Origin of the sequence: Planosporangium flavigriseum (assembly GCF_011947225.1) — a bacterium.
GTDB lineage: Bacteria > Actinomycetota > Actinomycetes > Mycobacteriales > Micromonosporaceae > Planosporangium > Planosporangium flavigriseum.
Genome location: NZ_JAATVW010000004.1, coordinates 377,048 through 399,744, shown reverse-complemented (window position 1 = coordinate 399,744; position 22,697 = coordinate 377,048). Strand labels below are relative to the sequence as shown.

22 protein-coding genes and 3 tRNA genes are annotated in these 22,697 nt (G+C 69.6%); 14 read left to right on the top strand and 11 right to left on the bottom strand.

Translation table 11 applies throughout. The features are described from left to right. Window positions 1–976 (bottom strand): IniB N-terminal domain-containing protein (locus HC028_RS08985; protein WP_168075080.1); only part of this gene is annotated, 976 nt, incomplete at its 3' end. A 307-nt stretch (window positions 977–1,283) separates the two neighbouring features. On the opposite strand from HC028_RS08985, the gene HC028_RS08980 reads away from it, so the two are divergent. Together HC028_RS08980 and HC028_RS08975 are read left to right on the top strand one after the other, a co-directional pair. Next, on the top strand, window positions 1,284–2,585 hold the full coding sequence (locus tag HC028_RS08980; protein WP_168075079.1) for an Hsp70 family protein: 1,302 nt from the start codon (window positions 1,284–1,286) through the stop codon (window positions 2,583–2,585). A gap of 61 nt (window positions 2,586–2,646) precedes the next feature. After that, complete coding sequence (locus HC028_RS08975) at window positions 2,647–5,208, top strand: helix-turn-helix transcriptional regulator (protein ID WP_203981130.1); 2,562 nt, start codon at window positions 2,647–2,649, stop codon at window positions 5,206–5,208. Window positions 5,209–5,217: 9 nt separating this feature from the next. Here HC028_RS08975 and HC028_RS08970 read toward each other — a convergent pair whose 3' ends face one another. Genes HC028_RS08970 through HC028_RS08960 form a run of 3 tightly spaced genes read right to left on the bottom strand, consistent with a single transcriptional unit; the run spans window position 5,218 to window position 6,623 of the window. Further along, on the bottom strand, window positions 5,218–5,604 hold the full coding sequence (locus HC028_RS08970) for a DUF2267 domain-containing protein (protein WP_168075078.1): 387 nt from the start codon (window positions 5,602–5,604) through the stop codon (window positions 5,218–5,220). A 55-nt stretch (window positions 5,605–5,659) separates the two neighbouring features. After that, complete coding sequence (locus tag HC028_RS08965) at window positions 5,660–6,238, bottom strand: hypothetical protein (RefSeq protein ID WP_239075245.1); 579 nt, start codon at window positions 6,236–6,238, stop codon at window positions 5,660–5,662. Window positions 6,239–6,248: 10 nt separating this feature from the next. Next, entirely contained in the window at window positions 6,249–6,623 is a 375-nt protein-coding gene (locus HC028_RS08960; protein ID WP_168075077.1) for a cupin domain-containing protein, read from the bottom strand. 730 nt (window positions 6,624–7,353) lie between these two features. On the opposite strand from HC028_RS08960, the gene HC028_RS27010 reads away from it, so the two are divergent. After that, window positions 7,354–7,746: a helix-turn-helix domain-containing protein gene (locus tag HC028_RS27010; RefSeq protein ID WP_203981131.1), complete on the top strand. Its 393-nt coding sequence runs from the start codon at window positions 7,354–7,356 to the stop codon at window positions 7,744–7,746. Here the strand turns inward: HC028_RS27010 and HC028_RS08950 are convergent. After that, on the bottom strand, window positions 7,743–8,687 hold the full coding sequence (locus tag HC028_RS08950; protein ID WP_168075075.1) for a phytoene/squalene synthase family protein: 945 nt from the start codon (window positions 8,685–8,687) through the stop codon (window positions 7,743–7,745). The two genes, HC028_RS27010 and HC028_RS08950, sit on opposite strands and share 4 nt — an antisense overlap. A gap of 174 nt (window positions 8,688–8,861) precedes the next feature. Between HC028_RS08950 and crtI the strand changes: the two genes are divergently transcribed. The 7 genes from crtI to HC028_RS08915 all read left to right on the top strand — a co-directional run bounded on the left by crtI (window position 8,862) and on the right by HC028_RS08915 (window position 13,342). Beyond that, window positions 8,862–10,343: a phytoene desaturase family protein gene (crtI, locus tag HC028_RS08945; protein ID WP_168075073.1), complete on the top strand. Its 1,482-nt coding sequence runs from the start codon at window positions 8,862–8,864 to the stop codon at window positions 10,341–10,343. After that, a complete protein-coding gene (idi, locus tag HC028_RS08940) occupies window positions 10,340–10,888 on the top strand; it encodes an isopentenyl-diphosphate Delta-isomerase (protein ID WP_168075071.1) in 549 nt (182 codons plus the stop codon). Before crtI ends, idi begins: the two co-directional genes overlap by 4 nt. Next, complete coding sequence (locus tag HC028_RS08935; RefSeq protein WP_168075069.1) at window positions 10,878–11,804, top strand: MerR family transcriptional regulator; 927 nt, start codon at window positions 10,878–10,880, stop codon at window positions 11,802–11,804. Before idi ends, HC028_RS08935 begins: the two co-directional genes overlap by 11 nt. Window positions 11,805–11,983: 179 nt before the next feature. Then, window positions 11,984–12,871: a polysaccharide deacetylase family protein gene (locus HC028_RS08930; protein WP_168075067.1), complete on the top strand. Its 888-nt coding sequence runs from the start codon at window positions 11,984–11,986 to the stop codon at window positions 12,869–12,871. A 133-nt stretch (window positions 12,872–13,004) separates the two neighbouring features. Further along, window positions 13,005–13,077 (top strand) — tRNA-Glu (locus HC028_RS08925). A gap of 38 nt (window positions 13,078–13,115) precedes the next feature. Beyond that, a tRNA-Asp gene (locus HC028_RS08920) sits at window positions 13,116–13,189 on the top strand. 76 nt (window positions 13,190–13,265) lie between these two features. After that, window positions 13,266–13,342 (top strand) — tRNA-Phe (locus HC028_RS08915). Between the two features lie 96 nt (window positions 13,343–13,438). Here the strand turns inward: HC028_RS08915 and HC028_RS08910 are convergent. Further along, complete coding sequence (locus tag HC028_RS08910; protein ID WP_168075065.1) at window positions 13,439–15,508, bottom strand: PAS domain-containing sensor histidine kinase; 2,070 nt, start codon at window positions 15,506–15,508, stop codon at window positions 13,439–13,441. Between the two features lie 500 nt (window positions 15,509–16,008). On the opposite strand from HC028_RS08910, the gene HC028_RS08905 reads away from it, so the two are divergent. Then, window positions 16,009–16,353 carry an STAS domain-containing protein gene (locus HC028_RS08905; protein ID WP_168075055.1) on the top strand — a complete coding sequence of 115 codons (345 nt, stop codon included), beginning with the start codon at window positions 16,009–16,011 and terminating at the stop codon, window positions 16,351–16,353. Window positions 16,354–16,444: 91 nt separating this feature from the next. Beyond that, entirely contained in the window at window positions 16,445–17,023 is a 579-nt protein-coding gene (locus HC028_RS08900) for a UbiX family flavin prenyltransferase (protein WP_168075053.1), read from the top strand. A gap of 12 nt (window positions 17,024–17,035) precedes the next feature. Here HC028_RS08900 and HC028_RS08895 read toward each other — a convergent pair whose 3' ends face one another. The 3 genes from HC028_RS08895 to HC028_RS08885 all read right to left on the bottom strand — a co-directional run bounded on the left by HC028_RS08895 (window position 17,036) and on the right by HC028_RS08885 (window position 19,308). Then, window positions 17,036–17,599, bottom strand: a complete 564-nt coding sequence (locus HC028_RS08895) for a type 1 glutamine amidotransferase domain-containing protein (protein ID WP_168075051.1) — start codon at window positions 17,597–17,599, stop codon at window positions 17,036–17,038. Window positions 17,600–17,667: 68 nt separating this feature from the next. Beyond that, a complete protein-coding gene (locus tag HC028_RS08890; RefSeq protein WP_168075049.1) occupies window positions 17,668–18,831 on the bottom strand; it encodes a glutathione-independent formaldehyde dehydrogenase in 1,164 nt (387 codons plus the stop codon). Window positions 18,832–18,888: 57 nt separating this feature from the next. Beyond that, entirely contained in the window at window positions 18,889–19,308 is a 420-nt protein-coding gene (locus tag HC028_RS08885) for a hypothetical protein (protein ID WP_168075047.1), read from the bottom strand. An 86-nt stretch (window positions 19,309–19,394) separates the two neighbouring features. On the opposite strand from HC028_RS08885, the gene HC028_RS08880 reads away from it, so the two are divergent. After that, entirely contained in the window at window positions 19,395–20,231 is an 837-nt protein-coding gene (locus HC028_RS08880; RefSeq protein WP_168075045.1) for a phosphoribosylaminoimidazolesuccinocarboxamide synthase, read from the top strand. 66 nt (window positions 20,232–20,297) lie between these two features. Here HC028_RS08880 and HC028_RS08875 read toward each other — a convergent pair whose 3' ends face one another. Beyond that, the gene (locus HC028_RS08875; RefSeq protein ID WP_373313808.1) at window positions 20,298–20,720 is read right to left on the bottom strand and encodes a hypothetical protein; all 423 of its coding nucleotides are present in this window, start codon (window positions 20,718–20,720) and stop codon (window positions 20,298–20,300) included. Between the two features lie 33 nt (window positions 20,721–20,753). Further along, window positions 20,754–21,170, bottom strand: coding sequence for a PaaI family thioesterase (locus HC028_RS08870; RefSeq protein ID WP_168075043.1), 417 nt, complete (start codon window positions 21,168–21,170; stop codon window positions 20,754–20,756). Window positions 21,171–21,289: 119 nt separating this feature from the next. Between HC028_RS08870 and HC028_RS08865 the strand changes: the two genes are divergently transcribed. After that, window positions 21,290–22,669 (top strand): ABC transporter substrate-binding protein, encoded by a 1,380-nt coding sequence (locus tag HC028_RS08865; RefSeq protein ID WP_168075034.1) that lies wholly within the window; start codon window positions 21,290–21,292, stop codon window positions 22,667–22,669. Window positions 22,670–22,697 lie beyond the last annotated feature (28 nt).

Sequence of the window (22,697 nt, the reverse complement as noted above, 5' to 3'; positions counted from 1 at the left end):
GGGTGCTGCCGACCGTGCCGTTGACAACGCCGGTCACCGTACCCAGCACGCCCTCGACCGGCGAACCACCGAGAACGCCACCGACCAGGCCGGTCACCGTGCCGACCACGCTGTCCACGACGCCGATGCCGCCGACGATGCCGGTCGCGCTGTTGACGACCCCGTCGACGGTGCCGACGACACCGGTGACCTCCTTGCCGACCGTGCCGATCACGGTGCCGTCGAGGGTGGCGGCCAGGTCCTGCACGCCAGCCAGGTCGACGACCGCACCGGCGCTGCTGACCGCGGCGCTGACGCCGGGCAGCAGGGAGGCACCCAGGCCCAGCCCGCCGATCGCCGGCAGGACCGCGGAGGTGGCCGTGCTCAGGATGTTCAGTTCCTGGTTGGTGGTGTGGTTGTTGTTGATGGTGATCTGCTGCAGCACCTGCTGCAGGTTGGCGACGACGGCGCCCGGCTCGTTGGTGATGGACCCGATGTTCAGGGCGTCGATGTCCGCGATGTTCGTGACGCCCTGTACGGGGAGGCTGTCGAGTACCAGCGTCAGCACGTCGTGCACGTCGACGACGGTCAGGTCGCCGAGGCCCGCGCCCTCGAGGCAGCCCTGGGGGTCGAGCAGGAACGTGCTCTTCGCCTCGTTGTCGACGAGCAGGTTGAGCACGAAGTCGTGCAGCGTGTTGTTGTTCGAGAGCAGCGTGTTGTTCGAGAGCAGCGTGTCGTTGTTCGCGAGGTTCACGTCGTTGTTCTCGATGTGCACGAAGTCGCGGAACATGTTGTTCTCGTAGTTGTTGTGGTACTCGTTGTGCACGTTGGTTTCGTGCTGGCAGCCGCAGGGGCAGCCGGGGCCGTGCTCCTCTCCATGGCCGCCGTGCTCCTCTCCGTGGCCGCCGGGAGCCTCCGGGGCAGGAGCCGGGGCCGGAGCCGGGGCGGTGGCGTTACCGTTCGCGCTCGCCGACGCGTCGGCGTTCGGGTCCAACATCTGGGATCTCCTCGAAACAGCTTGGCCGGAATCGATCTGGACTCGCTGTTCCAGATCCAGAAGGAACCTATGAGCTGGCGGCGCACCGGACATCGGGGTCGACCCCCGGTCCTGAGCCCGCCCGGTTAGGGCATTGGTCACGATCATCGTTAGGGGAATAGGGGATTCGGCCCCTACAGATTTAGGGTCTCGTTGGCCAACAGATGTCTGGTACGAACATTGGGAGCCCACAAGGGTTGCGCCGGAAGGGCTGAGCCTCGCCGGTTTGAATCCGGCAGGACCTACTGTCCGGTGGAGGAATAGGTCGATGGCGTACGTCCTCGGGATCGACATCGGTGGCACCTGCACCCGCGCCGCGGTCTCCCGGCTCACGGGCCCCACGTGGACCCGCCCGGAGATCGTCAGGCTCGACGCGCAGTCGCCCGCCGTGCCGTCGGTGCTGCACGTGTCACCCAACGGAGCACTCACTGTCGGTGACTCCACCATGGACGAACCGTCGGTGGACGGCAGCCGCACGGCGCGCGGCTTCATCCGGCGCATCGGTGACGACGTTCCCCTGGTCGTCGCCGGAGAGGCGTGCAAACCGCAGACGCTCGCCGCCGTACTGGCGATGTGGGTGGTCGAGCGGGTGCTCGCCCAGGAGGGCGCCCACCCCGAACACATCGTGGTCACCCACCCGGGGACCTGGGGGCAGTACCGCAAGCACCTGCTGCACGAAGCACTCTGGGAGATCGGCCTGACCAACGTGACCGTGCTCGCCAAGCCGGTCACCGCCGCCGAGAGCCACTCCTTTCACGGCTTCACCGGGCGTACCCTCGGCGTCTACGCCCTCGGCGGCACCAGTTTCGCGACGTCGGTGGTCCGTCGGACCCAGCCGGCCGGCTTCGAGGTGCTCAGCTGCCGGGAAGGGGTCGAACCGCTGGGCGGGGTCGACTTCGACGAGGCCCTCACGGCTCACGTACAGGCATCGATCACCCGCGAACTCGCCGCGGAACAGCGAAGCGACCCGCAGGTGCGGCGCGCGCTGTCCGGGTTGCACGAGGAGTGCGCCCGTGCCAAGCAGAGGTTGACGGCGGACGCCGAGACGGAGGTGTCCGTCTACCTCCCGCAGGGTCCGCTCCGGGTCCGCGTCACCCGGGCCGAGTTCGACCAGCTGGTCCGGCCTGCGCTGCAGTTGAGCGTGGACGCCATGGAGCGGACCATCCGCTCCTGCGGCCTGCAGCCCGCCCAGCTCGACGGAATCCTGCTGGTGGGCGGGTCGGCGCGCATCCCGCTCGTCGCCGAACTGATGACCGCCCGGTTCCCGGGTCAGGTCACCGTCGACGCCGACCCCCAGGCCACCGTCGCCGCGGGTGCGGCGCTGGCGGCGTGCCAGATCCTGGCCCTGGCGACCAGGCGGCGGCAGCCACCCGAGTGGACCCGGCAGCCAGCGCCCATCGAGTACTCGAACAGCCGCGCCCCGGCCTTGCCCCAGCAGAGCCCGGATCGCGGCGAGGACGAGCTGACCGAGCCCCCGCCGCGGCCACCGGTGAACATCACTCCACTGGAGTTGCCCAGGCCCCGCTCAGCGCCGAGACTCGTACCGGGTCGTAGCTCCAAGGCATTCTGATCGTGATAGGCATGACATCGACCAGCGAGCCCGGCCCATCGTCGCGAGGACACTCTTGAGGTTGCCGACCGCCACCGAACCGCAGCTCGTGCTCGACTCTGCGAGCAGAGCGCTGCTGGATGCGATAACGGCGCATCCGGACGCTGCGATGAGCGTCGGCATCCACGCCCCCGGCGGGTACGGCAAGAGCGCGATCCTGCGCGAGCTGGCGCTGAGCTACCAGCGGGCCGGTGTACCGGTGATCACCGAGCTGCCCGACGCGCCGGAAGCGGTCGACGAGGACACCGTCCTGTTGGTCGACGATGCGCACCTGCTCGACGAGGATCGCTTGGGCGAGCTGTGCCGCCTCGTCGAGGCCCGGCGGCACCGGCTGGCGATCGCGTACCGGCCGTGGCCACGAACGTCCACAGTGGCCAAGCTGGGTGAGCTGCTGAAGCGGGCCGGATCGCTGCTCATGCTCTGCCCGTTCACCGAGGAGCAGACCGCCGCCGCGCTCTCCGGGGCGTACGGTGTCGCGGCGCCCCCGCCGCTGGTGAGATTCGTCCACGCGCAGACCTGCGGGGTGCCCCGATTCGTCGACCGGCTCGCCCGGGCGCTCCGCCCCGGTGGGAGCGTGCCAACGGAGGCGCCGCAGGCTGCGGTACTGCAGTTCGGGGCCGACCTGGAGGACCTGGACGGCGATGTCCGGCGGCTGCTGCTGGCCGTGGCGGCCGGCGTGAAGCTGCCCCTCCATCTGCTCACCGCCCTGTTGTCGGTGGACCCGGATGCGGTGGACGAGATCGTCAAGGCCGCGCGGGCGACGGGTCTACTCGGCCCCGACGACCGGCTGCCACCGATCGTGTGGCGCGCGGTCGTCTCGCTCACTCCCGCGACGCAGCGGGTCGCGGTGTGGCAGCGGCTGGCAGAGCTTCAGATGCAGCGCGGGGCGCCCGTACTGCCGTTAGTCCGGTCGCTCGTCGGCGCCGGCGTCGCCAGCGACTCGCTGGCGACGGTGTTCGAGGCCGCCGGGGACGAGGCGCTGGCTGACGAGCCGGCGCTCGCCGCCGAACTCTTCGCCGCCGCTGCCGCGGCGGGCCGGCCGACCGCCGCCCGCCACGCCCTGGCAGCGGCGCTCGCCGGAGACCTCGACTCCGCGCTGCGGCTGTCGGATCGGTTGATCGCCGCCCCGACGTCGCCGGAGCGGGCGGACGGAGCGGCGGTGGCCGCCGTGTCGCTGACCCACCGCGGTCACCTGGCCCGGGGCGCCGAACTGTACCGGTGGTCCGGCACGGCGTCATCGGTCGCGTTCGCGGCGATCGGGTACCTCGGGACCGGTCACCCCGAGGAGCTGGATCGGCTGCTCCCCAATTCGCCTTCGGACGGTCCGCCCACGCTGCTCGCCAGCGCGGCGCTGCTGATGGCGCGCGGCGTACAGGAGACTCTCGCCGGCTCGCCGACCGCCGCGCTGTCCGCCCTGGTCCAGGCGTCCGCCCTGCTCGAACCGGCGGGGCGGGCGGCGCTGCTGCCCGACAGCCCAGCGGCGCTCGCCGCACTGGTGGCGATGCAGAGCGCTGAGTTCGACATCGCCGAACGGGTGCTCGACCGCGCCGTGGCGGCGCGCATGGGTGGTGTACTGATGGCCCGGCGCCACCGGCTACTCCATGCCTGGATCCAGATGGTGCACGGACAGACGGCGGCCGCCGCGCAGGCGCTGGCTGCGGTCACGGCCGGCGGCGCGCCGCTCGAGTCACGGGATCTGCTCTTCGCAAGCGCCCTCGAGATGGGCATCGCCCGGCGTAACAGCGACGTCCCGGCTCTTCAGCGCGGTTGGAGTCACGCCCGCGAGGCGATCGTGCGACACCCGATCGATCTGTTCACCCTGTTGCCGCTGGGCGAGTTCACCATCGCGGCCGCACGCCTCGGCGAGCTCGGTGCGCTGCTGCCGTACCTGCGCGACGCGCACCTGCTTCTCGAACGGCTCGGCAACCCGGCGCTGTGGGCGACCCCACTGCAGTGGAGCGCGCTGCAAGCGGCGATCCTCACGGACCAGCCGGCGGCGGCCGAGGACCACGTCAAGGCACTGGTCGGTGCCGCCGGGCACACCCGGTACGCGTCGGTGGTCGCCGACGCGGCGGAGAGCTGGGTGGAGGTCTTGCGCGGGGTGGTGGATCCGGTGAAGGTGGAGGCCGCCGCCCGTGGCCTGCACGGTGCCGGACTGTGCTGGGACGGCGCCCGGCTCGCGGGCCAGGCGGCGATCCGGACCTCTGACCGCCGGGCCATGACAGCCCTGCTGGACTGCGCCCGGGTGCTGTCGGGCCGGCCGGCCGGTCCCCGCGCGCCCGCGCAGTCGGCCCAGTCCGCGGCCGATCAGGTCGCCGACACCGTCGCCGTACCGAGCGAGAACAGGCTCAGCGAGCGCGAACAGGAAGTCGCGGATCTGGTCCTGGCCGGGATGACGTACAAGCAGATCGGGGACCGGCTGTTCATCTCCGCCAAGACCGTCGAGCACCACGTGGCGCGAATGCGCCAGCGGCTGGGCTGCGGCAGCCGTAGCGAACTGCTGGCCCGACTACGGGCCATGGCCGCGGAGCGGGCCGGTGGCGGGACTGCGGGAGTCCCGTGGCCAAGGCAACCGACGCCGTAGGAGTCGCGCTCACCGACGCCGGACCACGGCGGGTACCAGGTTCTGGAACTCCTTCGGGAGCTGGGCCATCACGTCCTCGAACTCGCCCGTGCTGACCGCGGCGTACAGCGTCTTGAACACCGCCTCCACGCCCTTCTTCGCGGTGTCGGCGTCGACGCCGGCGCGCAGGCGAACCCGGGCGATGAAATCCTCCAGGTCGAACGCTTCAGCCGGCTCTTGCGACCTGGTCAGGAACTCCCGCAGCTCCTGTGGCAGCTGCGCGGCCAGGTCCCGCGCCTCGCCGCCGCTGATCCGATCCGCCAAGGTCAGCAAGGTCGCCTGGGTCAGGGTCTCCGCCTGCCCCAGCGGACTACCCATCTGCTCGGCGACCCTCTCAATGAACTGGGCGTACATCATGTCGGGGGCTCCCTCTCGGCTCGAAGCCGGATCTGCCTACCCGCGCGGCCTCCGGTCAAACGGCGGCGGCGCGCAGCGGCCCCGGGGCGGGCCGGCCGTCGAGGGCGGTCGGATCGACGCTCCAGGCGCGGGCCAGCCGCATCACATCGCTCTCCGACACCAGGACGTCCGTCTCGTCGTCCAGGACCGCCGGGAGCCCGATGGCGATCTCGGCCTCGTCGGGATCGCCCCGCCAGTCGGTGACCTCACCGCTCTCGCCCACGTACTCGAACGCGCGGGTCAGTGCGCCATCGACGGCGCGCTGCCACCGGTGTAACTCCGACACCCGGTAGGTGGCGAAGAGCTGTACTTCCGTACCGAGGGTCGCGGACAGTTCCGCGACGTCGACCGCCGGGCCGGTGCGCAGCAGCCAGCGACCGGTGACCAGTAACCACCGCGCGTCGCCCGCGCCGGGCAGCGGTGGGGTCAGCACCAGCCGGTCATCGGTCAGGTAGGCCAGGTCGATGCCGTTGCGCCAGGACACCGTGCCCAGATCGCGCAGGCCCAGCGCCGCGGCGACCGCCGCTTCCTCGCCCTCGCGTACCGCGAGCCAGGCCTGCTTCGGGCCGAAGCCGACCATCGTTTCGCCACCCATGCTTCGTACGCTACCGATCGGCGTGCTCTGCGCTGTCGGCCTCGGCCTTGGTCCGGTGCCGCGTACCGGGCGGGTGCTCCGGTGGCCCGTACACGGTGTAGAGGACGAGCGGGTTGGGTCCGACGTTGACGAAGTTGTGCCGCGTACCGGCGGGCACCACGACAAGGTCCCCCTGCTCGATCTTTTTCTTCTCACCCGCGACAGTCGCCTCGCCGACGCCGCTGACGAAGGTGAGGATCTGGTCGTGGTCCGGGTGGACCTCCTCGCCGATCTCGCTGCCCGGCGGAATGGTCATGATGACCAGTTGGAGGTGCTGCCCCGTCCAGAGGACGCGTCGGAAGTCCGGGCTCTCTTCTGCGACGGTCGCGATCGTGAAGTGTTCCATACCCACCACTCCTACCCGGGCAGGGGCGAACCAGTCGCGCGGGGCGTGGGCGGCGCGAGTCGCGCTGACCACAAATCGACGCCCCTCGCAGTCTGCCACTGTCCACAGTGTCTACACTCACTCGCGTCCATTTAATCGCATGGCCCGAGACCACTGTTGATTCAACAAATTCGTACTCAGAAGAGAGATGCATCCACCGGGGTGCAGGCATCCGGACTGGTAAGTACGCAACTTTCTCGCAGGATCTTGCATCATCTGGCAATCACGATACGGCGCGTTGCCCTTACGCATCGTGAATAGTTGAGTGACGTTCGGTCTGGTCGAGTGCATTCACGGGGAGCTGATGGATACTCACCGCATTGCCGCACGCATGGGCAGCGCCTTGCCATCCCTGGTCCGCTGGGGATTGTCGCCCGACGCTGACCTGGTGTACCGCACACTGGTGTCCCTCGATACGGCGCGGGAGAGCCAACTCGCCCACGAATTGGGCATGGCCCACGAACGGGTCCGTGAGGCGATGCGCGAACTCGCCCACGCCGGCGCGATCCGACGGGTGTCGTCGACGTCGCGTCGCGCTCCCAAAACGAACAGCCGGGCCGTCTGGGCGGCCCGCCAACCCAACCAGGTCGTCCGTCAGCTGCACGGACACCGCACTCGCCCGCCGGGCACACCGGCAATCCGAGCGCTGGCACCGGGGCAGAGCACGCCACCGCCTAGGACGGTTCGCTCGATGGACACAGCAACGACGCCGGTGCCGCCGCCCGAACCGACACCCCCGGCCACGCAGATCCATCTCGGTCCGGCCGGCGCACGCCCGGCCGGGCCCGACCGCGACGGCCGGCGCTGGTTGCCACACCAGGCCACGCCGCCGGCGCTCGAGACGCTGCCCCACGACGACGGCCCGGCGATCGCCCTCACGCCGCGCGAACGGGCCATCGTCGAACTGCTCGCGCAGGGGCACACCGACGAGACCGCCGCCCGTGAGCTCGACCTGTCCCGGCGGACCGTCGGGTACGCCCTGGGTGGGCTGATGAGCCGACTCGGTGTCGACAACCGGTTCCAGCTCGGCCTCGCCCTCGGGGCGATGCGAGCGGCGGTGCCGGCTCCACGCCACAGGGGTTAGGCCAGCCAGTTGACCGGCTCGACGCCGATGGTCCCCTCCGTCACCGGCACGCCGGCCGGGGTCAGGATCGACGCGAGCGCCCCGAAGAGACGCCGGCGCCGGGGTACCCGTGCGCGCCGGGCGAACACGTCATAGCCGAGTTTCTCCACCTCGCAGAGGATGCCGCCGTAGAGGTGGTAAGCAGCCCGGACACACCCCTGCGAGCTCGGCACGAGCATGGTCACGCCGGGCGCCGCCCGCACGTAGTGCTCCCGCGCCCGCGTCACCTCGTACGCGATCAGTTCGCGGATCGCCTCCCCGGTCGCGCCGAGGGTGTCGAGGCGTCCAGCCGCCCGCGCGGCCGCGAGGTCAGCCGGCGTGACGCCGAAGCGGGTCAGGTCGGCCGCTGGCAGGTAGACCCGGCCCAGGTCGAGGTCCTCGGCCACGTCCCGGATGAAGTTGGTGAGCTGGAACGCCAGCCCTAGCTGGCGGGCCGGCTCGCGGGCGGCGGCCGGATCCGGCGCCTGGAGGATCGGCAGCATCATCGTGCCGATCACGGCCGCCGAGCCCTCCATGTATTCGAGCAGGTCATCGTAGGTGGCGTAGCCGGTGACGGTCAGGTCCATGGCCATGCTGGCCAGGAACGTGCGGAAGTCGTCACGATCGAGACCGAAGACGCTGATCGTGTGCAGCACCGCGGGCAGCAGCGGATCGTCGATCTCGGCGCCGGCCAGCCCGGCGAGGAACGCCTCGGACCACGCGGCGAGCTGGCGTTCCCGCTCGGCGATCGGAAGTGCGCCGGCGCGGTCGACGATCTCGTCCGCGTACCGGGTGAAGCCGTAGAGGGCGTGGACGTGCCGGCGCTTCCACTCCGGCAGCAAGCGGGTGGCCAGGTAGTACGTGCGCCCATGCCGACGGTGCAACTGGCGGCAGCGCTCGTACGACGCGGCGAGCGGTTCCATCCCCGGCCCTCATCCCGAAAGTCCCTCAAGCCCCGAAAACCCCGGCGGTCTCCGAGGCTCAATGGTCCCAGAAATCAAAACGACGCACGAATCAACGCAACTCATAGCCTACGCTACGATTCGATCCGAGCAACGAGGCGTAGCGAACAGTCGCCCGCCCGCGAGAGGAGCACCGTGCGCACCGTTTCTGGCCCGACCGGGCGGGTGGTGATCGTCGGCGCCGGGCTGGGCGGCCTGGCCTGCGCGATCCGCCTCGCCGCGGCCGGCCGGGACGTGACCGTCCTGGAGCGCGAAGACCACCCCGGCGGGCGGGCGGGCAGGCTGAGCCTGGGCGGTTACGAGTTCGACACCGGCCCGACCGTGCTCACCATGCCCGATCTGCTGGTCGACCTCGTCGGCTCGGTCGGCGAGGAGCTTGCCGACTGGCTGACCCTGACCAAGCTCGACCCCGCGTACCGGGCGCACTTCCCCGACGGTTCGACCCTCGACGTGATCACCGACACCGTCCGGATGGCCGACGAGGTGTCCCGGGCCTGCGGGCCGCGGGAGGCCGACGGTTACCTGCGCTTCGTCGACTACACCCGCAAACTCTGGTACATCGAGCGCGACGACTTCATCGGCCGCAACCTCGACACCCCCCGGGACCTACTCACCGGCAACCTACTGCGGCTGGCGGCGATGGGCGGCTTCCGACGACTCCAGACCAAGGTCAACCAGTTCTTCCACGACGAGCGCACCCGGCGGATCTTCTCCTTCCAGGCCATGTACGCGGGCCTCGCACCGCACGACGCGCGTGCCCTGTACGCGGTGATCTCCTACCTGGACGCGGTCGCCGGGGTCTACTTCCCGCTCGGCGGCGTGCACGCGGTTCCACGGGCGCTCGCCGGGGTGGCCGAGAAGCACGGCGTCACGATCCGCTACGGCACCCCCGTCGCCGGGGTGGTCACCCGTGGCGGCCGGGCACGGGGCGTCACCGTCCACAGCGGCGAGTTCATCCCCGCCGACGTGGTCGTACTCAACCCCGACCTGCCCATCGCGTACCGCGACCTGTTGCCGGAAGGCACAGCGCCACGCCTGCGGTACTCACCCTCGTGCGTCGTGCTCCATGTCGGGTCGACGCAGGCGTACGAACAGATCGCGCACCACAACATCCACTTCGGTACCGCCTGGAAGCGCACGTTCGACGAGGTCATCCGCGACGGCCGGCTGATGAGCGACCCCTCGCTGCTCGTCACCAACCCGAGCCGGTCGGATCCGTCGATCGCGCCCGCCGGGCGGCACTCCTACTACGTGCTCGCCCCGGCGCCCAACCTCGCCACGTCCTCGATCGACTGGCGGGGCGGCGTCGCCGACACCTATCGGGTGAACCTCATCGACACGCTGGAACAACGCGGGTACACCGGATTCGGCGACGGCATCGACGTTTCCCACCTGGTGACCCCGGCGGACTGGGCCGATGCGGGCATGGCCGCCGGCACCCCGTTCGCGGCGGCGCACTCGTTCCGCCAGACCGGCCCGTTCCGCCCCGGCAACCTGCACCCGGGCCTGGACAACGTTGTGTTCGTCGGCTCGGGTACCCAACCGGGGGTCGGCGTGCCTATGGTGATCATTTCTGGGCGACTGGCCGCCCAGCGCATCACGGGAGCGCGTGTATGAGCCGCGAGCAACTGCCGGTCGAGTTGGTCGACGCCGATGGCCTGCCCCTGGGATCGACGACGGTCACCCACGCGCACACCGCCCCGGGGCTGCTGCACCGGGCGTTCTCGGTCCTGCTCTTCGATGCCGATGGACGGCTGCTGCTCCAGCAGCGCGCCGAGGCCAAGACCCGGTTCCCGCTGCGATGGGCCAACGCCTGCTGCGGCCACCCCGCGCCGACGAAGGACGTGGTGACGGAGGCCGCGCAGCGTCTGGATGAAGAGCTGGGACTGGGCTCGATCGCGCTCACGCCGGTCGGCGTGTACGTCTACCGCGCGCTCGACCCGGTCACCGAGCGGGTCGAGCACGAGTACGACCACGTCCTGGTCGGCACGGTCGCTCGCGAGGCGCCGCGCCCCGACCCGGCGGAGGTGGCCGCGCTGCGCTGGGCCGACCCGGACGACGTGCGCCGGGCCATCGAGGCCGAGCCGTGGTCGTACGCGCCGTGGCTGGCCGGCGTGCTGGCGGCCTGGGAAGCGGCGGCGGTGGAGCCGGGTGACCGATGAGCTGTTGAGCGCCGGGGCCGCGGCCCGCCAGCTGGGCGTGGCGGTCACGACGCTGCGCAGTTGGCACCAGCGGTACGGGCTGGGCCCCAGCGGACATCGGCACGGTCACCACCGTCGCTACACCCGCGACGACATGGCCCGGCTGGCGCTGATGCAGCAACTGGTCACCTCGGGCGTCGCACCGGCGGAGGCGGCGCGGTGGGCACAGCGCTCGCCCACGCCCACGGCGCCCGTGTTGGTCTCGTCGCCACCGAGCCCGCCGGACACCGGTACGCGCGACGGCGGCGGCCGGTCCCTCGCCCTCGGCGACGCCGACCCCGCCGCGCGCGGGCTCGGGCGAGCGGCGCTGCGGCTGGACGCGCTGGGAGTACGCCATCTGGTGGCGACCGCTGTCGCGGAGCGCGGCGTCCTCGACGCCTGGGATCAGGTCCTGCGCCCGGTACTCGTCGCGGTCGGCGAACGCGCCGGGCGCTCGCATGAACTGGTGGAGGTCGAGCACCTCCTGTCGGGCTGCATCTCGGCGGTGTTCGGGTCGCTGCCCCGGCCACCGCGCGACTGTCCGGTACGCGCGCTGCTGGCGTGCGCGGACGAGGAGCAGCACAGCCTGCCGATCGAGGCGCTCGCCGCCGCGCTGGCCGTACGCGGCATCCCAGCGCGGGTACTCGGGGCGCGGGTGCCGCCGAGGGCGCTGCACGCCGCCGTACGCCGCACCGGGCCGGTCGCCGTACTGCTGTGGGCCCACACCCGGGCCACCGCCGATCCGGCGCAGTTGACGGGCCTGCTGACCGAACGCGGCCGGCCCGCCGTTGTCGCCGCAGGCGGCCCCGGCTGGGATCCAGCCGGCCTGCCCGCCGGCGTGGTCACTCCGGCGACGCTCGTCGACGCAGTCGAACTCTTCACTGCGGCCGTCGCGTAAGCACGCATTCACCAGATGCGCTGAAGGCCGGCGGCAACGCCATCGAAGCAGGCTGTGACCCGCCTAGGTGAATGTTTTGCGGGCGGCTTCTGGGCCATAGCGCTCGTGGCCCTCCCGCCCATTCAGCCACTCGGCACCGGGTGCGGCCGCCCCGTTCCTACTCCTTCCGGGAGTGACGTATGCCGCTTCAGCGTGTGCAGGTATCAGCGCTCGTCGTCCTCGTCCTGCTGGTCGTGATCGGCAGTTGGGCCGGCGCCCGTAACGGCGAACGGACCAAATCAACTCCTTCTAAGACCCCTAAACAGCCGTACAGCCACGCGCTGGCCGCGGCGGCGCCTCCGCCGGCGGTGAAACCGGCGCTGGGCGCGGCCAACACGGTGCCGGAGTCGGCAGCGACGTTCGTGCCCGGCGTGGTGGCGAAGACAACCGGCACCGACGGGGTGGCGCTCACCTTCGACGATGGCCCCGGCAACCAGACCATGCCGATTCTCAACCTGCTGCGCGCCTATGGCGTCAAGGCGACGTTTTGTCTGATCGGAGCGAACGTCCGGGAACACCCCGAACTGGTGCAGGCGATCGTCCGCGACGGCCACACCCTGTGCAACCACACCTGGATGCACGATCTGGGCCTGGGCCAGCGGTCGGCCGAGGAGATCCGCTCCGATCTGGAGCGGACCAACGACGAGATCCGCAAGGCCGTCCCCGGCGTGGAGATCAAGTACTTCCGCCACCCGGGCGGCGCGTGGACCCCGTCCGCGGTAGCGGTCGCCCAGGAAATGGGGATGACCTCGATCGACTGGGACGTCGACCCCCTCGACTGGGACACCGGAACCTACGGGACCGGCGGGAGCATGGTCAGCCACATCGTCGACACCGTTCGGCAAGGGGCGCAGTCGGGCTCGATCATCCTGTCCCACGACGGCGGCGGTGATCGCACCAGTACGGTCACGGCGTACGAGACGCTCCTGCCCTACCTACTCCAGGAAAGACACCTGCGCCTGGTGGCCCTGCCGAGCGGCGAGCGTTTCCAGCAGAGCGCGCAGGGCGCGGATTCCCCGCCCAGATAGCCCCCGCCAGTACCTGCCGGGGACACCCATTTTGCAGACGGTAATGCGGTCACGTATGCTTTCCAAGCCTCCGGCGGGGCCCGGATGGGAGCTACACCGCGTCGCGCCGTACATGTGCGATGATTGCGGGGCCGCCCCCATCGTCTAGCGGCCCAGGACGCCGCCCTTTCAAGGCGGTAGCACGGGTTCGAATCCCGTTGGGGGTACGACAAGGTCGTTGTGGAAACATAGCGGCTATATACGAGGTCCTGTGGAGCAGTTGGAGTGCTCGCCGCCCTGTCAAGGCGGAGGTCGCGGGTTCAAGTCCCGTCAGGACCGCAAGCGCCGTCGCCGTGCGTGAGACCACGCGCGGCGTCTCGCTTGTTCGGCAGGTACGATGTGCCGAGCACCACATGGGCAGGTAGCTCAGTCGGTACGAGCGTCCGCCTGAAAAGCGGAAGGTCGGCGGTTCGACCCCGCCCCTGCCCACCAAACCTCGCCGGGTTTGACGAAGCGGTGACCAGCGGTAACGCGGGTCACCGCTTTTGTTTGCCCATGGCGGCCCGCCCGCAGGGCGCTCCCCACCTGTCATGGGGAGGTCAGGCGACGTCCGTCGACGGGCAGGCGCAGGATGAATTCCGTGCCTTCCCCCGGGACCGAGTGCACGTCGATCGTGCCGCCGTGCCCGTCGACCACCACCGCCCGGGCCAGCGCCAGCCCCTGGCCGGTGCCCTTGCCGACCTCCTTGGTGGTGAAGAACGGCTCGAAGATCAATTCGTGGAGATCCTCGGGAATCCCAGAGCCGTTGTCGGCGATGGTGATCATCACCACTCCGCCCTCGGCCCGGGTACTGACGCGGATCTCACCCCGCTCGCCCTTGTCCTGCAGCGCGTCCGCGGCGTTGACCAACAGGTTCAGAAACACCTGGTTGAGATCGCCGAGGCTGCACAACACCCGGGGGATCTCGCCGAGGTCGAGCGTGACGTCGGCGATGTCCTTCAACGCGTTACTGGCGACCGTCAGCGTCGTCGTGAGCGCGTCATTCACATCCGCGTACGAGCGATCGTTGGCGTCCTTGTAGCTGAACGACTTCATGGCCCGCACCAGCGACGCCACCCGCCCGACACCCTCCAGGCTCTGTTCCACCGCGCTCGGCACCTCGGAGGCCAGGTAGTCGATGTCGGCCTTGCGCTCGGCCTCGGCCACCCGCTTCACGCGCTCGTCCCAGGGGATGCTGCCCGACGAAGGGTCCATGAACTCCCGATAGACGAGCAGAAGCTCCAGCATCTCCTGGTACACCTCGGCCAGGAACCGGGTGTTGTCCCCGACGAACTGGATCGGCGTATTGATCTCGTGGGCGAGCCCGGCAGACAGCCGACCCAACTCCTGCAGCTTCTGGCCGTGCCGCAACTCGATCTCACGCCGCTGCCGCTCTCGCAATTCGGTGATGTCGCGGAACACGATGACCGAACCCGCCACCCTGGCCCCCACCCGCAGCGGCGCCGACGAGTAGGAAACCGGGAAGGTCGACCCGTCCTTGCGGACGAATACCTGGTCGGACACTGTCAGGGGCCGACCCTCGAGCTGTGCCTCACGCAGCAGGCACTCGCTCGCCCGCAGCGGAGCGCCGTCGGCCGCCTGGACATGCAGAATCCCGTGCATCTCCCTGCCCCGCAGCTCGTCCTCCTGCCACCCGAGCATCCGGGAGGCCGCGCGGTTCATGGAGGTCAGGCGCCCCGCATCATCGACCGTGCAGAGTCCTTCGGCCATGTTCTCCATGACAACCGAGCGGAACACGGCCGACTCCATGCGCTCCGTTACGTCGACCACGACGACGCCGATGCCAATGATCTCTGTACCGACCCGAGCGGGGTAGAAGCTCGTCAGCCAGGAGTGGACACGCTCCGGCTCGGCGGGGAGCGATCCGGTCACCTCCATGTTGAGAACGGCTTCCCCAGTGTCCAGCACGCGGCGGTAGGCGGTCTCCAACTGCGGCCAGATCGCTGGGACCAGCTCGGCCACCGGACGCCCGAGCTGCTGCTTCAGTGAGGCACCGCTGATCGTGGAGACCATGTCGTTGGCACCAAGTAACGTGGCGTTGGCGTGGATCAGCCGGAACTCCCGGTCCACGAATCCGAGCCCCACCGGTGCGGCAGACTGGAGCGCCTCCAGCAGGGTGAGCGTCTCGGCATCCTTCCGCTCGGCACGCTGCAGGCTCCCCTCCAATCCCTTCTGGTCGTCGACGTCGGTGGCGGTGCCCATCCACTTCGTGATCCGGCCGTCAGCATCACGCACCGCCAAGCTTCGGCAGTGATGCCAGCGGAACTGGCCGTCGGCGCGGCGGAGCCGATAGGTCAGCTCGTGAACCGTTCCCGCGCGGCTCGCCTCTTGCCAGCCGGTCGAAACCCGGTCGGCATCGTCCGGATGCACGAGCGAGATCCACCGCTGGCCGAGGTTCGCGTCCGCCGGCAGCCCGGTGTACTCGTACCACCCCGGATTGCCGTACTGGATGGCCCCGTCGGGACCAGCGATCCACATCAGGTGCGGGGCCGCCTCGACGAGCAGGCGATAGTCGCCGTCGGCCGGCTGGTAACTCGCACCGGCAACCGAGTCGCCGCTCCGATCCGAGAGATCCGGCGCCCCGTGGGGTCCAGACATCGCACACCTTCCAAAGGTCTCAGCGGGGCGACGCCCCTAACGGGCGACGACGGAACTGGGAATCCAGGCGCGGATGCGCGTGATAGTCCGCTGTCCAATAAAGCGCATGAATTCCAAAGCAACCATCAATTAGTGCAAAAGGGAACTAAATGCACCCAATTCGCTCCCGACCAATCGCCAACCATACGGTTGATCACGTATCTCGTACGAATGGCCGCGCAGTGCTGGCCTTCCGGTCACGTCCGGTCGCGCCACGTAACCACCGCAGGCGGTACCCGTTTCACATAGCGAGAACAACCGAAACCGTCCGCGCAATCTGCGCTGGTCAGATGTCCGGACCACCCCCCTGAAGCCGGCCCGACGGCAGCTTCATCCGGACGCAGCCGCCAGCGCGGAAATCCGCCGATGCGCCAGGCGTGAAGGCCTGAGACGGCGAACTCCGGCGCTCGTCAGCGCGGTGGCGGGATAGAAAAGATATTTCGATAGTGAGGATTTCTTAAGTGCAACCCGCGGTAAATCGTGTCGGCGACCCCCTCGCGTTGACCCGGTCCGTTGCCAGCGACGGCACCGTCTGCCTGGCGGCCTGGGGCGAGATCGACATCTGCAACGTCGACCGCCTGCGCACCGTGATCGAGAGCAGCATCAACGAACCGACGACCCGGTGCCTGACCCTGGACCTCGCCGACCTCGACTACATCGACTCCATGGGCGTGTCGGCGCTCATCGGCGGCCTGCGGCTGGCTCAGCAGAACGGCACCACGTTCGCGGTCGTGAACCCGCGAGGCGAAGTCCTCCGCGTGCTGAAGATCCTCGGCCTGGACCAGGTGCTGTCGCCCGACGCGTAACCGCCCGGCACGCCCCGCGACCTCCTGGAGTGGCAACTCACCGTCGCTGGAGAGTCAATGGAGGGTGACGTACGGGCACCTAAGGGGCGAGATGCGACTCGTCGTTGCCATGACCGGAGCCACCGGCGCGATCATCGGTATCCGGCTGCTGGACGCGCTGCACGAGATGAAGGTGGAGACCCACCTGGTGATCAGCCGGTGGGCTCGCACCATCATCAGGCAGGAGACGTCGTTCACAGCGAACCAGGTGGCGGCCCTCGCGAGCGTGAGTTATCCGCCCGAGGACCAAGGCGCGGCGATCTCCAGCGGTTCCTTCCAGACCGACGGCATGGTGATCGTGCCGTGCAGCGCGAAGGCCGTCGCAGGCATCCGCGCCGGGTACGGCGAGGGCCTGATCGTGCGAGCGGCCGACGTGACGCTCAAGGAACGCCGCCGGCTGGTCCTGGTGGTCCGGGAGACCCCGCTGTCCCCGATCCACCTCGAGAACATGCTGGCGCTCGCCCGAATCGGGGCGACGATCATGCCTCCCGTACCCGCGTTCTACACCCACCCCACGACCATCGACGACATGGTCGAGCAAATCGTGGTCCGCACCCTCGATCAGTTCGGCCTCGATCTGCCGACCGCGCGCCGCTGGACCGGCGTAGCGCGAGCGCCCGCCGGGGACTGAGAAGCTTCCCGCCTAACCGGGCACCCGCTGGCCGACCTTCGCGAACTGCTCGACGATCGCCGCGCAGAAGGCGGGCAGGTCGGCGGGGGACCGGCTGGTCGTGAACTGCCCGTCGATGCACACCTCCTCGTCGACGACCTGCGCCCCGGCGTTGCGAAGGTCCGTCCGCACGCTCGGCCACGAGGTCACCCGGCGTCCACGGACGACGTCGGCCTCGACGAGCATCCACGGTCCGTGGCAGATCGCGGCGACCGGCTTGCCGGTGGCCACGAAGTCCTTGACGAATTTGACGGCGGCCTGGTTGATGCGCATGTTGTCCGGGTTCACCGTGCCGCCCGGGATGAGCAGCGCATCGTAGTCGTCGACCTTCGCGTCGGTGACCACCCGGTCGACGGCGAGCGTGCCGGCCGAGATCAGGTCGAACTGGCGCGCCTGGATCTCGCCGGGGTGCAGCGAGATCAGATCGCTCTGCGCGCCGGCGCCGTAGAGCGCTCCGCGCGGCATCACGAGCTCCACCCGCTCCACGCCGTCCGTGGCCAGGATCGCGACCTTGCGACCTTGCAGTTCCCGTGCCATGTCGTGCCTCCAGCAATCGCAGGTACTGCCACGGGCCGGGCTACCCCGGCCCGTGTCGTCCATACCGGTCAGCGACCACCGTCCGGATGCATGACGACCTTCGTCCAGCCTTGCTCGCGCTTGTCGAAGTGCTCGTAGCCGGTGGGCGCCTGCTCCAGCGAAAGCTCGTGCGAGACGACGAACGACGGACGCGCCTTGCCCGCCACGATCAGGGCGAGCAACTGCCGGTTGTAGTTCTTGACGTTGCACTGGCCGGTCCCCATGGTCTGGCCCCGGATCCAGAACTCGCCGAAGTCGAAGGCGACCTCGCCGTCATGGTGTTTGTACAGCGGGTCGGGGTGCTTCGGGTCCTGCCTCACGTACACGCCGACGACGCCGATCGTGCCGGCGAACTTCACCGAGTTCACGAGATTGTTCAACGTGATGTTCGGGTGCTCGGAGCCCTGGGCGTCGGTGGCCTGGTAGCCCACGCACTCGCAGCCCCGGTCGGCGCCCTTGCCGCCGGTGTCCTCCATGATCTTGTCAATCGGGTTGGTCTGCTCGAAGTTGATCGGGATCGCACCGGCCCGCTCCGCGAGCGCGAGCCGGTCGGGGTGGCAGTCGACCTGCCAGACCTTGCTGGCGCCCTGGATCATCGCCGAGTGGCAGGCCATCAGCCCGACCGGTCCCGAGCCGTAGATAACGACGGTCTCACCGGGGTTCAGGCAGGCCAACCGGGTGGCGTGCCAGCCGGTCGGGAAGATGTCCGCGAGCATGACGTAGTCGCGCTGCCGCTCCTTGTCCCGGGCGTCCTCGGGCAGGACGAGGCAGTTGAAGTCGGCGTAGGGCACCCGCAGCAGTTCGGCCTGGCCGCCGTTGTACGGGCCCATGTCAGCGAACCCGTACGCCGCACCGGCCATCCGGGGATCCGGGTTGGTGGTGAGGCAGAAGGCGGTGAGGCCTCGCTCGCAGTTCTCGCAGAACCCGCACGAGATGTTGAACGGCAGGACGACCATGTCGCCGACGCGCACCTTGTCGACGGCGTCGCCGACGGCGACCACCTCGCCGAGGTTCTCGTGGCCGAAGATCCGGCCGGGTTCGAAGTCGGTACGACCCTCGTACATGTGCAGATCCGAACCGCAGATGTTCGTCGTGGTGATCTTCACGAGAGCATCGGTCGGGCGTTCGATCCGGGCGTCCGGCACGTCCTTGACGTTGACGTTACGCGGCCCGTCGTAGACGACAGCCTTCATCTGACCCTCCGGGGTTTACGGTGCTGTCCTCCGGTCAACCACCCGACCTACCCACGCTCAGGGCTCCCACTCGTGTCCGGGCTGCCCGGCGGTCCGTCGTCGCTGCCTCATCTCGGCCTCGTACAGGTGCCGTCGGCCGCCCACGAGCGCCTCCCGTGCGGCCCGCTCAAGCTCCTTGAACAGGGTGTAGTAGCCGTCGTCGTAGTCCTCCACGAGCTGGAAGGTCCACCGTCCCGTGATCACGTTGCGGCCGATCAGCTCACGCTCGATCCGCTCGGCCAGGTCGTCGTGACCGGCCTCCCGGAACAGCCGGACCGCGTCGTCGAGCATCAGGTCCGCACTGCCCGTGAGCTGGTGCATCGCGTACAGGTGGCCCCGGGCACGCTCGGTCGTCTCCAGCGCCTCGCTCAGCTTCCCGAGCGCGGTTACGGTGCCGTCGTCCACGCCGTCCGGGCGGCGGTGCTCCGGATCTGGCATCCCTCGCGCTTACCCCGCCTGGCCGGCCCCCACGCCGAGCAACGAGAATCGGTGCCAGGACCCAAAGACAAGATCGGGGAGTACGGGTGGAGCTACTGCATTCGGGCAAGGTCCGGGACGTTTACGCCGACGGCGACGACCTGATCCTGGTCGCCTCCGATCGGGTCAGCGTCTACGACGTCGTCCTGCCGACCCCGATCCCGGACAAGGGCGCCCTGCTGACCCAGCTCTCGCTGTGGTGGTTCGAGCAGCTCGCGGACATCGTGCCCAACCACATCGTGTCCGCTACGGACGTACCGGCGGAGTGGGCCGGCCGGGCGATCCGGGTCCAGCGGCTGAAGATGGTGCAGGTCGAGTGCATCGCCCGCGGCTACCTCGCCGGCCTGGGGCTGAAGGAGTACCAGGCGACCGCTGCGATCTCCGGCGTGGCCCTGCCGGCCGGGCTGATCGAGGCCGACAAGCTACCCGAGCCGGTCTTCACCCCCACCACGAAGGCGCCCGTCGGCGAGCACGACGAGTTCATCGGGTTCGACGAGGTCGTCGACCAGGTGGGCAAGGACACCGCCGAGACGCTGCGCGACCTCACGCTGAAGGTGTACCGGCGGGGCGCCGAGCTGGCCGCCGAGCGGGGGATCATCATCGCCGACACCAAGCTGGAGTTCGGGCACGCGCCGGACGGCACGCTGGTACTGGCCGACGAGGTGCTGACCCCCGACTCGTCCCGCTTCTGGCCGGCCGACTCCTGGCAGCCGGGGCGGGCGCAGGACTCGTTCGACAAGCAGTTCGTCCGCGACTGGGCGGCTGACCCGAAGCTGGGCTGGGACAAGACGTCGCCCGGCCCGGAGATCCCGCCGGAGATCGTCGAGGCGACGCGCGCCCGCTACGTCGAGGCGTACGAGCGGCTCACCGGCCGCCGCTGGTGACGATCCGTCCCATGATCACCGAGAATTTCGGGCGCGGTGACGCCGCAAACTCTCGGTGATCATGGGCTACAAGCGGCGCCGGAGGGTCGCAATCGCCGAGCCGGCGAGCGTCATCAGACACTGGGGCAGCTTGCCGTCGGCGATGGCCGCGCCGAAGAGCGCTTCGGCGGTCGGCTCGTCGGCGTTCGCGTACGCGCTGAGGAACCGCGCCACCCACCGCTTGTCATAGGTCGCCTCGTCGATACCCGGGAAGTCCAGCCGCCACGGCCCCAGCGCGAGGTCCTCACCGACGGTAGCGCCGGCGAGGCCCCACGCGATCTCGTACGCCCCTACCACGCCGCTGCGGGTCGTGGCCTTGTCGAACGCTTTGACCACGCCATCGCCGTCACCGGACAGCGCGGACTGCAGCACGAGCGCGACGTCGTCGAACAGCGCGGTATCGAACACGTCGTCCGGTTGGGCCTCCACGTTGCGCAGCGTATCCGTCACGGTCAAGGACGCCCACCGGGCCCGCATGCGCGGTTACGGCCGGCGAATGGCGCAGGTGAGGCGGGCGGTGCAGACCCGGTCGCCGTCCTCATTGGTGATCACGATCTCGTACGAGGCGATCGAGCCGCCGAGGTGCAGCGGGGTCGCCACACCGGTGACGAGGCCGGATCGGGCCGACTTGTGGTGGGTGGCGTTGATGTCGATGCCCACTGCGATTCCGCCGTGCGCCTGGGCCGCGTGCAGGGCGGCACCGATCGAGCCGAGGGTTTCCGCCAGGACGCAGGAGGCGCCACCATGCAACAACCCGTACGGCTGGAGGTTGCCTTCGACCGGCATGGTTCCAACCACGCGTTCGGGCGCCGCCTCGACGAGCGCGATCCCCATCCGCGTGGCCAACGAACCTGGTCCGTCGAGCGCAGGGTCCAAACCGTCCAGCGAAAGCGTTTCCATGGCCGCACGCTACCTGCCGAACCGGGCGGGCAGGTCAGCGATATCGATCACAAACTGACCGTGATGATCATCGAAAGGCGCGCTAAGGTGCCCTCGGCGGATTTCGGAGGGAGTAGCTCATGCGGCAGGTCACCCGCCCGATATCGGTACTCGCGGCATTGACGGTCGCGCTGCTGGCGGCCGGTTGCGACGCCGCGAAGCCCTCCGACCCGGGCCCCGGATCGGGGGCCAACCAGGGCCCGGCCCGCCTCTACGGCTCCGACGGCAACATGAGCAGCTTCCTCGGTGACGCATTCAAGGACCGTCCGGGGGCGCTGGCCGGTATGAAGGGCACCACGCCGCTCACGCCACTCCCCGCGGAGTTCAAGAAGCGGATCAATGCCATCGACCCCGGCCTGCTCGACTACAACTACGCCGGCGAGACGTACGACGCCATCATCGTGGCGGCGCTGGCGGCCGAGACCGCACGCACCACGGACGCCCCGGCTGTCGCCAAGTACATCGTCGGCACCACGGTTGGCGGCAGCACCTGCACCAGTTTCAAGGACTGCGCCCCCCTCGTGCGGCAGAACGAGAACATCCAGTACCGCGGGGTGTCCTCGCTCAAGCGCAGCGGCTTCACCGACGCCGGCGAACCATCCACGGCCACGTACGGCACGCTCAACTTCGGGCGGGACAACCGCATCGACGACGGCAAAACCGAGTTCGTCGTCGCGGGGGACGAGTCGAGTGCGAGTCGTAACCAGCCCTACGCTCCCTCCGCGTCCCCGTCCGCGTCGACCGGCAACCGTGCGTCGAGGGTCGCTCCGCTGAAGTTCGGTGGCCTGCTCCCCCGGACCGGCGCGCTGGCCAGCCAGGGGCCGCCGATGTTCGCGGCGGCCAAGCTCGCCATCGAGGAGATCAACGAGAACGGCGGGGTACTTGGCCAGCCGGTCGAGTGGGTCGACGGCGACGACGGCACCAACCCGCAGGTCGCCTCGGCCACGGCGGACCGTTTCCTCGCGTCCGGCGTACAGGTCATCATCGGCGCCGCCGCCTCCGGAGTCTCGGCCGCGGTGCTGCCGAAGGTGGTCGCCGCCGGGCGCATCCTGTTCTCACCGTCAGCAACCTCGGACGCGCTGTCCCGGCTCGATGACAAGGGCCTGTTTTTCCGCACCTCGCCGCCGGACGTCCTGCAGGCCAAGGCCCTCGCCGACATCGTGATGCGCGACGGCGGCGCGCGGGTGGCCGTCATCGCCCGCGACGACGACTACGGCAGGGGCCTGAGCACCGGCATCCTGACCGACCTGACCGGGGCCGGGCTGAAAGCGGGAAACATCCGGGTGATGTCGTACCCGGTCAAGCAGGCCTACACCCCGGGCGACCAGAACAGCGTGTTCAAGCCGCTCGCCACGACGGTCAAGCAGTTCGGGCCGGACGCCGTCGTGGTCATCGGGTTCGACGAGTCCGCCCTGCTCATCAAGGCGCTCAAGGACGCGGGGCAGGCGTTCCAGCCGTAGGAGGCGGTCCCCGATCGCCACGAACCGT